Consider the following 13,044-nt stretch of genomic DNA (forward strand, 5'->3'; position numbering starts at 1 on the left):
TTTGGACGAGGCAGCGCATGTGCCCTGCCCGGTCCAACAGGATTACGCGCTCACCACACCTTCCGGTGCGGCTTCCAGGCGGAAGGCGGCGGCCATCAGGGCCTTGGTGTAATCGGTCCGGGGCGCATCGAAGATCTGTTCGGAGGCACCCTGTTCCACCACCTTGCCCTGCCGCATGACGATAACCTCGTTGGCCAGGGCGCGGACAACCTTCAGGTCGTGTGAAATGAACAGATAGGCGAGACCGTGCGCCTTCTGCAGATCTCGCAACAGATCGACCACCTGGGCCTGGACACTCATGTCGAGGGCTGAAGTCGGCTCGTCCAGCATGACGAACTTCGGCTCAAGAACCATGGCCCGTGCGATGGAGATGCGCTGACGCTGGCCGCCTGAGAATTCATGCGGATAGCGATGCCGGGTGGACGCATCAAGCCCGACTTCCTCCAGGGCCTTGGCGACCTTGCGGTCGCGCTCATCGGCCGAAATACCGGGGAAATGCACCTGCAGGCCCTCACCGACGATTTCAGCCACCGACATGCGCGGGCTCAGCGCACCAAAGGGATCCTGAAACACGATCTGCATGTCCCGGCGCAGCGGGCGCATTTCCTTCCAGGAATTCTTCTGGATTTCGGCACCGTTGAAGGCAATCCGCCCGGTGGAGGAAATCATGCGCAGGATCGCAAGCCCGAGTGTTGTCTTGCCCGATCCGCTTTCGCCGACGATCCCGAGCGTCTGGCCCTGCCGCACTTCCACATCGATTCCGTCCACCGCCTTGATGTGGTCGACTGTCTTGCGCAGGAAGCCCCGCTTGACCGGGAACCACACCTTCAGATCGTCGGCCTGAACGACAATCGGCTTGCTCTTGTCCGTCGCCGGTGGTTCGCCCTTGGGCTCCGCGGTGAGAAGGTGCTTGGTGTAGGCGTGCTGCGGCCGGTCGAAGATATCGGCAACCGGTCCCTGCTCGACGATCTTGCCCTTGGTCATCACGCAGACCCGGTCGGCGAACTTGCGTACGATCCCGAGATCGTGGGTAATGAACAGCATTGCCATGCCGTGGCGGCGCTGAAGGTCCTTCAGCAACTCCAGGATCTGCGCCTGAACCGTGACGTCGAGCGCCGTCGTCGGTTCGTCGGCAATCAGCAGATCCGGTTCGTTGGCCAGCGACATGGCAATCATCACGCGCTGGCGCTGGCCGCCGGAAAGCTGGTGCGGATAGGAGTTGAGACGTTTTTCAGGATCGCGGATGCCCACTTGGTTGAGCAGTTCCAGCACGCGCTCACGCGCCTTTGTATCGCTCATGCCCCGGTGGATCTTCAGAATTTCCGAAACCTGCTTTTCCACCGAGTGCAGCGGATTGAGCGAGGTCATCGGTTCCTGAAAAATCATAGAGATGCCGTTGCCGCGCACCTTGCGCAGTTCGGCTTCTTCAACCGCCAGAAGATCCTGACCGTTCATCAGGATCCTGCCGGAGGGGTGCGAGGCTGCGGGATAAGGCAGAAGCCGCAAGACCGACTGAGCGGTTACGGACTTACCCGAGCCGCTTTCCCCCACCAGTGCGACGGTCTCACCCTTCTTGATGTCGAAGGTGATCCGGTCGACGGCAAGGTTCTTGCTGCCGCCTTGGGAAAAGGCGACGGACAGGTCTTCTACGGAGAGGAGCGTTTCTTTTGTCATCTTGTGTTCCTCACCCCAGACTCTTGCGCGGGTCGAACGCATCACGCACTGCCTCGCCGATAAAGATCAACAGGCTCAACATCAGTGAAATGACCATGAAGCCGGTGATCCCGAGCCAGGGCGCCTGAAGGTTGTTCTTGCCCTGTGCCAGCAGCTCGCCAAGTGATGCCGACCCTGGCGGCAGGCCGAAGCCGAGGAAATCCAACGCCGTCAGGGTGGAAATCGAACCGTTGAGAATGAACGGCATGAAGGTAAGCGTCGCCACCATGGCGTTGGGAAGCAGGTGCCGCCACATGATCACCGGATTGGAAACGCCGAGTGCCCGGGCTGCGGATATGTATTCCAGGTTCCGGCCGCGCAGGAATTCCGCGCGCACGACACCCACAAGCGCCACCCAGGAAAATGCCAGCAGAATGGTGAAAAGGGTCCAGAAGCCGGGCACCAGAAACGACGACACGATTAGGATGAGGTAAAGTGTTGGCACCGCCGTCCAGATCTCGATGAAACGCTGGAACAGGAGATCGGTCCAGCCGCCATAATAGCCCTGCACGGCCCCTGCCGCGATGCCGATGACGGAGGATGCCAGCGTCAGCGCCAGGCCGAACAGCACGGAAATCCGGAAGCCGTAGACGAGACGCGCAAGCACATCCCGGCCCTGGTCGTCCGTACCGAGCCAGTTCCAGTTGCCCATGACGCAATTGGGATCTTCCGCGCCAAGCGGATAGCGCGAGCAACGCTTTTCCTTGTCCATCGTCCAGGAGGGAGGTGCAGGTGCCGGGACCGGAATGTCATTGTTGACCGATCGGTAGGAATAACGCACCGGCGGCCACAGCATCCAGCCGTTGGCGCTGATCTCTTCCTGGATGAACGGATCGCGGTAGTCGGTCACCGCCAGGAAGCCGCCGAACTTTTCTTCCGGGTAATCGACGAAGACCGGCGCAAGCAATTCGCCGTTGTAGGAAACAAGGATCGGTCGATCATTTGTCAGGAATTCTGCCAGCATGGCCATAACGAACAGCACCAGGAAGATCCAAAGCGACCAGTATCCGCGCCTGTTGGCCTTGAAGTTCACCAGCCGCCGCTGGTTTATCGGCGAGAGGCGTGCCTTGGAACCCTTTGCCGGGACGACAAACGCTTCGCGATCATCCGTTACAGCTGCCTCGAAGTAGGCCGCCCTGGACCTCTCTCGGCTTTCGGCTTCATATCCGCCAGCCTCATGTCCGCCACTGCCGGTCTCGTAGTTTGCACTTCCTGCATCACTGTCTGAATCGGTCGCCATCGATCAGACCTCCCTGCTTTCGAAGTCGATCCGAGGATCGATCCAGGTGTAGGTCAGGTCGGAAATGAGGTTCACCAGAAGGCCCATGAGCGAGAAGATGTAGAGGGTTGCGAAAACAACCGCATAGTCGCGGTTGATCACCGATTCAAAACTGAGCAATCCCAGGCCATCGAGCGAGAAGATCGTCTCGATGAGGAGCGAGCCGGCAAAGAAGGACGAGATGAAGGCCCCCGGAAAACCGGCCACCACGATCAGCATGGCGTTGCGGAACACATGTCCGTAAAGCACCTGGCTTTCCGTCAGTCCCTTTGCCCTTGCGGTGATCACGTATTGCTTGCGGATTTCATCCAGGAACGAGTTCTTGGTCAGCAAGGTGGTGGTGGCAAAGGCGGACAGGGCCATGGCCGTCAGAGGCAGGGCAAGGTGCCAGAAATAGTCGGCGATCCGGGCAGGCCACGAGAGCTGTTCCCAATTGTCAGACACCAGCCCCCGCAAGGGAAAGATATCCCAGAAGGAGCCACCGGCGAAAAGCACGATCAAGAGAACCGCAAAGAGAAAGCCTGGTATGGCGTAAGCCACGACGATGACACCGGAGGTCCAGACGTCGAACCGCGAACCGTCGGAAACGGCCTTGCGGATCCCGAGCGGTATCGACACCGCATAGGATATCAACGTCATCCAGAGGCCGAGCGAGATTGAAACCGGCAGTTTTTCGGCAATCAGATCGATGATCTTGATGTCGCGGAAATAGCTTTCGCCGAAATCGAAGCGGGCATAGTCGCCCAGCATCTTCAGGAAGCGTTCCAGCGGAGGCTTGTCGAAACCGAACTGCGCTTCCAGTTCCTTGATGAATTCCGGGTCAAGCCCCTGGGCACCGCGATATTTCGAACTGGCCGAGTCTGCAGTTGCGCCACCACTGCCTCCGGAGGCGTCGTTGCCGCCCCCCAGCATGTCGCTGCCACCACCGCTGATGCGTGATGTCGCCGAAACGTCCGTTCCCTGCAACTGGGCAATGACCCGCTCGACCGGACCACCTGGCGCAAACTGGATGATGACGAAGTTGATTGCCATGATCCCGACCAGCGTCGGTATCATCAGCAGCAAGCGGCGGAGGATGTAGGCGCCCATGGAGTGTGTGCAGTCCCTTTTGTCTTGGCCTTCTGGAGCGGGCCCGAGGTTTCGCTGGAAATATTACCCGGCTTTGCCGAGTTTTTCCGCCTTTTCCTTGTCTATCCACCACAGTTCTTCAACCGGGAAGAAGTAGCGCGGAGTTTCTTCGGGAAAGCCGTAGACATCCCACATGGCAACAGTGTGGACGTTCTTGAACCATTGCGGGATCCAGTAATGACCGGCCCGCAACACGCGGTCGAGGGCCCGCGCCGCGTTGGTCATCTCATCGCGCGTTGTCGCCGCGATGGCCTTGTCGATCAGTGCATCGACAACCGGGCTGGATATGCCGGATGTGTTGTAGGTGCCCGGAATTGTCGCCGCCTTGGAGCCCCACATCTCGCGAATGGTATCTGACAGTGTCGGCGAAAGGCTGAGCCTGCGGCTGGCGATATCAAAGTCGTAATCGTTGAGCCTGGCCTCATATTGCGCCGGATCGACGATCCGCAGGCTCGCCTTGATGCCGAGCCGTTCCAGGTTCTTGATCATCGGATTGACGATCCGTTCGTAAGCGGCGGTGTTGTTCAGGAACTCGATCGTCAGCTGATTTCCGTCCGGTCCGATCAGGTCGGTCCCCTTCCGGGTAAACCCGGCTTCGGCCAGAAGTTCGCTCGCCCGTTTCAGCAGCTTGCGGTCATTGCCGGACCCATCGCTGACGGGCTGCATAACCGCTTCGCCGAAGACAGCCTCCGGCAACTGGTCCCGGAAGGGCTCCAGCAAAGCAAGTTCCGCGGCCGAGGGCATCCCCTCCGCCTTCATGTCGGAGTTTTCGAAGAAGGACTGGGTTCTCGTATAAAGCCCGTAGAACAGGTTCTGGTTCGACCATTCGAAATCGAAGGCGTATCCAAGAGCCTCGCGCACGCGCGGGTCCTTGAACTTGTCGAGCCGGGTGTTGATGAACCAGCCCTGCGCCCCTGACGGCCGGCCATCGGGAAACTCGCGGCGGATGACCTTGCCTTCTTCCACAGCCGGAAAATTGTACTCCGTTGCCCAGTTCTTGGACGTGAATTCCTCGCGGTAGAACGTCTTGCCCTTCTTGAAGGCTTCGAATGCCGTCTGGCGTTCACGGTAGAACTCCACCCGTATAACCGCGAAATTGCAGTGCCCGACCCTGACCGGCAGATCCTTTGCCCAGTAGTTTTCGACCTGGTGGTATTCGACATAGTGACCTACGGCATGTTTTCCGACCTTGTAGGGACCGGAGGACAGGGGCGGTGTCAGGGTCGATTGCTTGAAATCGTAGGCGGTGTAATACCGCTTGGAGAAAATCGGATAATCGGCTGCAACGACAAGCGGCAGGTTGCGCGACTGCGAGCCGTCGAACTGCAGCGCGACCTTGTGATCGTCCAGAATGACCGCGTCCTTCAGTGACGACAACGGCTGGCTGAGCATGGGGTGACCGTCGGCCTTCAGAAGCAGAAGCGAAAAGGCGACGTCCTCTGCAGTCAGTTTGGAGCCGTCGTGAAATCTGGCTTCAGGCCTCAGACTGAACGTGAAGACGTTGCCGTCCTCCGACACCTTTACCGTTTCCGCCAGCAGGCCGTAGACCGCGTCCGGCTCATCGTAAGCGCGCACCATCAAGGTGTCGAAACACAGCTCCATGCGGGGCGGGGCATCGCCTTTCAGGATGAAGGCATTGAAAGTGTTGTAGGTCAGGACATTCTGGTTGAAGTACCAGTAGGGCGCCTGAAACGAGAAGGTCCCGCCTTTCGGAGCCAGCCGGTTGACATAGTCGAACTGGGTGAAATCCGGTCCGTACTTCAGATCGCCGAACACGGACAGGCCGTGAACGGGACCATCCGGATAGGAGGTTTGTGACGCGAAGGCCGTGGACACCGGCCAGGGCGCTGCCGACGCAAACGCCGCGGCGCTGCTCATTTGCAGGAAACGACGCCGGGAAGTCGTCAGAGCCCCATTCATCGCGCGGCTCCCGTTTTGGCGGCCAGGGCCTCGTCGTACCACCAGATGGTCGGGAACCCGGTGCTGTATTCCGGCATCTGTTGCGGATGGCCGAAGCGGTTCCAGCGTGCCGTGCGAGTTTCGTCGGAATAGAATTGCGGCACCACATAATGGTTCCACAGCAACACGCGGTCGAGCGCGCGGGTGGCAGCCACCAGCGTTTCCCGGTCTTCGGCAAAGATGACCTTGTCGATCAGCTTGTCGATCGCGGGGTTCTTGATGCCGGCATAGTTGGCCGAACTTTCGTTATCAGCAGATTCAGACCCCCAGTACTCCCGCTGCTCGTTTCCGGGCGACAGGGACTGACCGATCGCCAGGACCACGGTGTCGAAATCACGGCTGCGGACACGATTGACGAACTGCGAGGTATCAACCAGACGCAGGATCGGCTTGATGCCGATGGCTTCCAGGTTCTGCGAATACGGCAGAAGAGTGCGTTCGCTGGCCTTGTCACGGTAGAGGAATTCGATGCTGAGCTGTTCGCCTGTTTTCGGATCGACCATCTTGCGGTCTTTCAGCTCATAACCGGCCTTGCGGAGCAACTTGACGGCTTCACGCAGGTTCGCGCGCACGTTCTGCGGATTGCCGCCAACCGGGTTCTTGAATTCTTCCGTGAAGACTTCGGGCGGCACCATGTCCCGCACTTCCTCCAGGATCTCCAGCTCCTTGCCCTGCGGCAGACCGCTGGATGCCAGCTCTGTGCCGGCGAAATAGGAATTGACCCTCTTGAGAAGATTGGCGGAAACGATCTCGTTGGTGGTTTCGAAATCGTAGGCATAGTTCAATGCCTGACGGACATCAGGGTTCTGGAATTTTTCACGGCGCTGGTTCAGGAAGAAGCCCTGCATGACGCCCCTGGACTTGTCCGGGAAGATTTCCTTCACCACCCGGCCATCCTTGATGGCTGGGAAGTCGTAGCGCTTGGCCCACTGGCTCGAGCTGCGCTCGGTATGGAAGTCGTACTGGTCACCCTTGAAGGCTTCGAACTGCACGGAATCATCGAGGAAGGAGATGTAACGGATCTCCTCGAAATTATCGGTGCCGACGCGGATCGGCAGGTCCTTTCCCCAATAGTCCGGCACGCGCTCGTAGATCACCTGACGGTTGGGCGAGAACTCTTTCATCTTGTAGGCACCGGAACCGAGTGGCGGCTCCAGGGTGGTGCGGGAGATGTCACGCTGTTCTCCCTTGCTGTTCGTGCCTTCCCACCAATGTCTGGGCAGGACAGTCAGCTGGCCCATGATCTTGGGAAGCTCGCGGTTTCCGCTGACATCAAAGGTGAAACGCACGGTGCCGTCGCCGACAATCTCGGACTTCTGGACATTCTGGAAGTAGTACTTGCGCTGCGGGTCCAGCTCGATGGACTTTTCAAACGACCAGATGACATCGTCGGCGGTTACCGGCTCGCCGTCATGCCACCTTGCATCCGGGTTGAGCCTATATTCGACCCAGGAATAGTCGTCGGGAAAGCGGACCGCTTCGGCCAAGACGCCGTATTGGGCGCTGATGTCCTCTTCGTCCAGAGATGGCTCCATCAGGCTTTCGTAGATATTCAGGATGCCGGGGGCGATATTCCCCTTCTGCGCCAGAATGTTGAACGTATCGAAACCGCCGCTGGCGGCTAGCCGAACCGTGCCGCCCTTGGGGGCATCGGGGTTGACGTAATCGAAATGCCTGGCATCGGCGCCGTATTTGGGTGTTCCGTTGAGGGCGGCCGCGTGATGCCATTCCGGTTCAGCCGCGAATGCCGGTACGGATCCGATCCCCGACATCACCACCACACTTGCCAGTGCAAGCCCAGCTGCGGCCCGCTTCCCTACATGCCATTTGAACACCATCGGCTTCTCCGTCCCCTTCCGGTTCCTGAACCCAAATCACGGGTTTAGAGAATCAGTGTAGGGACCTGTTGGCCCTGCGTCACCTGCTGGCTGCAGAGATGACAGAAATTTAACCTGTCTGGGGGAGGCCGTTTCCGGGAATATCCTGTGAATTTCTCTTGGACTTTGCCTTTTGCGCGTACATTCTACCGTCGGCAACCCTAAGTAAATCTTCCACCGTAGCGGCATCGCCGGGATAGCTTGCAGAACCAATACTGGCCTTCACGTCGATACGGGCACCCGAATACTCGAAAGCCTCGGTCACACGCTCACCAAGTCGATTGAGAAAGGTGTCCTTCTCCTGGCGCCGCATGTTGCCTGGCGTCAATACGATGAACTCGTCGCCACCGACCCTGGCGACGGTATCCGTCTGCCGGATCTGGTTCTGCAGTCGCTGCCCGACCTCGATCAGAAGCTGATCGCCAACTGCGTGACCATAGTTGTCGTTGACCGGCTTGAAGGCATCCAGATCGACGTAAAAAATCTCGAAGCCCGCGCCACTGCGCTCGCACATGGCGGCAAGCTGGTGCATGCGGTCTTCCAGCAGGCGCCGGTTCGCCAGTCCTGTCAGCGGGTCATGCAGCGCCATGGAGCGAACCTTGTAGACCTCGCTGATCAACAGAAACGCCATGGCGCCAAAGACGAGCGAGATCAGGCTGCCGACGAGTTGCGTGATCCAGACCTGGTTGCCCGTGCTCGACCAGCCGGCCTCCGGAAGGCCGACAAGCTCCCAGTTCAGACCGCCGGGAAGATGCAGCGGCAGGGACACATGGTCCTTTTCAAGGAGAGACTGGCTGCCGAAAATCATGTTGTTGGAGGCAACCGCGCTCCGGTTCACAAGGCCGATGCGGATGCCGTTGATGACATCCGTGATGCCGGCAGTCTTCATCATGCCCTCTTCGTCCAGCACCAGGGTGGCGACACCCCAGTAACTGCGCTCCTTGAGCGGTTGCCCAAGGAAGCTGGCTGGAAAGATGGGAATGCGGATCAGGAGGGCCCTGCCCCCCTGCACAAGTTCCAGTGGGCCTGCAATAACGACTTCACGCGTCACCATCGCCTGCTGGATTGCGGGCCACTGCGCAGTGTTCATGCGGTAGTTCAGACCGAGCGCCGCCTGGTTTGGCTCCAGCGGAAACACCGCGCGAAGAATGTTGTTGGGTGCCAGGCCGATAGAGCGGATGGACGGATTTTCCTCGATCAGTTCGACCGCGATTTCCCGGTAGTCTTCCATATCGAATGGCTGTTCGACGAACTGGGACACATAGGCCCGGATCCCGAGACCGTGGGCCACTGTCCGGTTGATTTCGCCTTCAAGGCGCGCCCGCGCTTCGGAGAGCGAGGCGACGGCCTGACGTTTGTGCTGGGAAACAAGTTCGTTGCGGACCAGTTGACCGACGTGCGCAGTGACGGCGATACCAGCGAGAAAACAGACGGCAGCAACGATGGAAGCGATCCACGTTCCATTCGACTTAGAAAATACATTCCTCGTCAAGTTGATGCCCATAGGGTCCTTGCCCGACCTTAGCCCACTTTCAACAGCACTACGTAACGTAAGATTTGTTAATTTTTCTTATAAATCAAATAAAAAAGCCGGGTAGCTAACCCGGCTTCTCTACAATTCAAGTCACGTCTGCGATGTCGACGAGATTTTACTCGGTCGGCAGTGGTGCAGGCGAATCGGCCTGTTCACGAAGGTAGGCAATCAGGTCTGCCCGGTCTTCCGGTTTACGCAGACCGGCAAAACCCATCGTGGTGCCGGAGATGAAGTTCTTCGGGGACTCCAGGAAGTGATCCAGCTCTTCGTAGGTCCACTCCGGATTTTCTTCACCGAATGCGGTCATTGCGGAAGAATAGCCGAAACCTTCGTGAGAACCAGGCTTGCGGCCGACGACATCCCAAAGACCCGGGCCAACCTTGTTGGCACCGCCCTGCGTGAAGTCGTGGCAGGCGGCGCATTTCTTGGCCACCTTCGCGCCGTCTTCAGCAGATGCTTCGACCAGACGCTCGGAGATCGGCACCACTTCCGGAACCGCGCCGACTTCCGAGGTGCTATCCTCTGCAGACGCCACGACGATTTCATAACCCGGTTTACCCGGGATCGTCGGATGGAAGATGATGTCGGAGACAATGCCGACACCCATAGTCAGAATCAGAACCATCAGTACCGCACCAGCGGCCTTGTTCAGCGTGAAGGAATCCATTCTCTCCGGCTCCAAGCTCATACGCGTCCGGGCCCGCAGCGTCGCTGCGACCCCTATCAGCTTTTCGAATTTTGCCGGAACCTACAAATTTTTTGACCTTGCTGTCCATAGCTTTAAAAGGGCATCTGATACGACAAACGGACGCGGCACGTGTTTTTTTGCATTTCTTCCGCCCGTCCGGCTCCATGGAGACCCGATTGACCGCTGCTCTTGTGATTATCCCGGCCCGCCTCGCTGCCACCCGACTGCCGCGCAAACCGCTTGCCGACATCTGCGGAAAACCCATGATCGTGCGTGTTCTGGAACAGGCCCGCAACGCGGATATCGGTCCGGTGGCCGTTGCCTGTGATGACAAGGACATTTTCGAAGCGGTGCAGGACCATGGCGGCAAGGCAGTCATGACGCGTGCCGACCACGCTTCCGGATCCGATCGCATTCACGAGGCAGCGGGACTGATCGATCCGGACGGAAAGCACGATGTCATCCTGAACGTGCAGGGTGATGTGCCGCTGATCGCACCGGAAGCCATCCGGGCGGCCTTTGCACCGCTCGCCATTGCCGATGTCGACCTGGGCACCATCATGACCGAGTTCACCAATACCGCCTTCCGGGACGATCCGAATTTCGTCAAGGCAGTCACCACACCCAACGGCCACGGCCATCATCGCGCGCTTTACTTTACCAGGGCCGTCGCCCCGCACGGTGACGGCCCGTACTACCACCACATCGGCATCTATGCCTACCGCAGGGCAGCCCTGGCGAAATTCGTCCAGCTGCCGCCTTCGCCGCTGGAACAGCGTGAAAAGCTGGAGCAGTTGCGGGCCCTGGAAGCGGGCATGCGGATTGATGCCTCCGTCATCGACAGCGCGCCGATGGACGTGAACACGCCCGAAGATCTGGAACGAGCCCGGGCGGCCTATCAGACAAACTGACGAAAGACTGCCGAAAGGCGGAAAGACATATGACCGACAGAAAAAGAATCGTGTTCCAGGGAGAAACCGGTGCCAACTCGCACATGGCCTGCCGGAGCGTTTATCCCGATTACGAAGCCATCCCCTGCGCCACCTTCGAGGACTGCTTTTCGGCCATGGCCGACGGGTCGGCAGACCTTGCCATGATCCCGATCGAGAACTCCGTTGCCGGCCGCGTCGCGGACATTCATCACCTGCTGCCCAAATCGGACCTGCACATCATCGGCGAATATTTCATGCCGATCCGGTTTCAGCTCATGGCGGTCAAGGGTGCAAAGATCGAAGACCTGAAAAAGGTGCAAAGCCATGTGCATGCCCTTGGCCAGTGCCGGAACGTGATCCGTGAACTCGGCCTGACGGCCGTCGTCGGCGGCGATACCGCGGGCTCCGCCCGGCAGATCGCCGAGCTGGGTGATCCCAGCGTCGGCGCCCTTGCGCCGGAAATGGCCGCCGAAATCTACGGTCTGGACATTCTGCGCCGGGATGTGGAGGATGAGGCGCACAACACGACCCGCTTCGTCATTCTCTCGCGCGACAAGATGGAGGCCGCGCACAACGGCCAGCCGGTCATCACGACCTTCATCTTCCGGGTTCGCAACGTTCCGGCAGCGCTCTACAAGGCCCTGGGAGGATTTGCCACCAACGGGGTCAACATGACCAAGCTGGAATCCTATCAGCTTGAAGGGCAGTTTTTCGCGTCGATGTTCTATGCGGACGTCGAAGGCCATCCGGAAGATCCGAAGGTGGCCCTGGCGCTCGAGGAGCTGGCCTTCTTCTGTGCCGAGCTGAACATGCTCGGCGTCTACCGGGCAAGCCCGTTCAGGGACAAGATCAGGGAGCCGGAATCCAACCGTGCTCTCCGGCCCAATCCCTACTCGTAACGGCGGCTACCCGACACCACCAGAGGAACTCTATGACTGAAACAAGATTTGATGCCCTGTGCATCGGCAATGCCATTTGCGACGTCTTCGCCCATGTCGAAGAGGATTTCCTGCTTCAGGAAAACCTCGTCAAAGGCTCCATGCGCCTGATCGATACCGACGAGGCAGTACGCCTGTTCGACAAGATGGGACAGACCGTCCGCATTTCCGGCGGCAGCGCCGGCAACACGGCGGCTGGCATTGCCTCGCTCGGCGGACGCCCTGCCTATTTCGGCAAGGTTGCCGAGGACGAACTGGGCGACAGCTATTATCACGACATGAACGGCACCGGCGTCTATTTCAACACGCCCCGCCTCAAGGAAGGCAAGCCGACCGCCCGGTCGATGATCCTGATCACGCCGGACGGCGAACGCACGATGAACACCTATCTGGGTGCATGCACCGAATTCGGCATCGCCGATGTTGACGAGGAAGTCGTTGCCGCCGCAGCCGTCACCTACATGGAAGGCTATCTGTGGGACCCGGCAGACGCCAAGAAGGCGTTCCTGAAAGCTGCGGAAATCGCGCATGCTAACGGGCGTCAGGTGGCGATCACTCTGTCCGACTCGTTCTGTGTCGACCGCTACCGCAGCGAATTTCAGGCCCTTCTGACCGATGGTGTCGTCGACCTGATGTTCGCCAACGAGCATGAGCTGAAGGCCCTTTACGAAACATCGGATCTGGACAGTGCGGTAAATGCGGCCCGGGACTCCGGTGCCCTGACCGCCCTGACCCTCGGCGAGAACGGTGCGATGGCAATCAGCCGCGAGGAAACCGTCAAGGTTCCTGCGCAGACCGTCGACAACGTGGTTGACCTAACCGGTGCCGGTGACCTGTTCGCCTCCGGCTTCCTGTTCGGACTTGCCCGCGACTACAAGCTCGCGGAAGCCACCGAGCTTGGTTGCCTGTGCGCCGCGAGCGTCATCAGCCACGTCGGCGCCCGGCCGGAACGGGCCTTGAAAAACATCGCCGGCCAGAGCGGCTTCGAGATCTGAA

The 13,044-nt window shown here is 59.3% G+C and carries 10 protein-coding genes; 3 read left to right on the forward strand and 7 right to left on the reverse strand.

The window, feature by feature from the left end:
* Positions 1–42 precede the first annotated feature (42 nt).
* From ACP90_RS25825 to ACP90_RS25855, 7 genes are all read right to left on the reverse strand, one after another.
* Positions 43–1,674, reverse strand: coding sequence for an ABC transporter ATP-binding protein (locus tag ACP90_RS25825; RefSeq protein WP_055659277.1), 1,632 nt, complete (start codon positions 1,672–1,674; stop codon positions 43–45).
* Between the two features lie 10 nt (positions 1,675–1,684).
* The gene (locus tag ACP90_RS25830) at positions 1,685–2,953 is read right to left on the reverse strand and encodes an ABC transporter permease (RefSeq protein WP_022999056.1); all 1,269 of its coding nucleotides are present in this window, start codon (positions 2,951–2,953) and stop codon (positions 1,685–1,687) included.
* Between the two features lie 3 nt (positions 2,954–2,956).
* On the reverse strand, positions 2,957–4,081 hold the full coding sequence (locus ACP90_RS25835; RefSeq protein WP_022999057.1) for a microcin C ABC transporter permease YejB: 1,125 nt from the start codon (positions 4,079–4,081) through the stop codon (positions 2,957–2,959).
* Between the two features lie 63 nt (positions 4,082–4,144).
* The gene (locus ACP90_RS25840) at positions 4,145–6,040 is read right to left on the reverse strand and encodes an extracellular solute-binding protein (protein WP_062490846.1); all 1,896 of its coding nucleotides are present in this window, start codon (positions 6,038–6,040) and stop codon (positions 4,145–4,147) included.
* Positions 6,037–7,917 (reverse strand): extracellular solute-binding protein, encoded by a 1,881-nt coding sequence (locus ACP90_RS25845; RefSeq protein WP_062490848.1) that lies wholly within the window; start codon positions 7,915–7,917, stop codon positions 6,037–6,039. Before ACP90_RS25845 ends, ACP90_RS25840 begins: the two co-directional genes overlap by 4 nt.
* 109 nt (positions 7,918–8,026) lie before the next feature.
* Positions 8,027–9,448, reverse strand: a complete 1,422-nt coding sequence (locus ACP90_RS25850) for a diguanylate cyclase (protein ID WP_208992167.1) — start codon at positions 9,446–9,448, stop codon at positions 8,027–8,029.
* 157 nt (positions 9,449–9,605) lie between these two features.
* Positions 9,606–10,157: a cytochrome c family protein gene (locus ACP90_RS25855; RefSeq protein ID WP_022999061.1), complete on the reverse strand. Its 552-nt coding sequence runs from the start codon at positions 10,155–10,157 to the stop codon at positions 9,606–9,608.
* Between the two features lie 185 nt (positions 10,158–10,342).
* On the opposite strand from ACP90_RS25855, the gene ACP90_RS25860 reads away from it, so the two are divergent.
* The 3 genes from ACP90_RS25860 to ACP90_RS25870 are packed head-to-tail and all read left to right on the forward strand — an operon-like array spanning position 10,343 to position 13,043.
* Positions 10,343–11,089, forward strand: a complete 747-nt coding sequence (locus tag ACP90_RS25860) for a 3-deoxy-manno-octulosonate cytidylyltransferase (RefSeq protein WP_022999062.1) — start codon at positions 10,343–10,345, stop codon at positions 11,087–11,089.
* A 29-nt stretch (positions 11,090–11,118) separates the two neighbouring features.
* Positions 11,119–12,009, forward strand: coding sequence for a prephenate dehydratase (locus tag ACP90_RS25865; protein WP_022999063.1), 891 nt, complete (start codon positions 11,119–11,121; stop codon positions 12,007–12,009).
* 32 nt (positions 12,010–12,041) lie between these two features.
* On the forward strand, positions 12,042–13,043 hold the full coding sequence (locus tag ACP90_RS25870) for an adenosine kinase (RefSeq protein WP_022999064.1): 1,002 nt from the start codon (positions 12,042–12,044) through the stop codon (positions 13,041–13,043).
* Position 13,044 lies beyond the last annotated feature (1 nt).

The organism is Labrenzia sp. CP4 (genome assembly GCF_001579905.1).
Taxonomy (GTDB): domain Bacteria; phylum Pseudomonadota; class Alphaproteobacteria; order Rhizobiales; family Stappiaceae; genus Roseibium; species Roseibium algicola.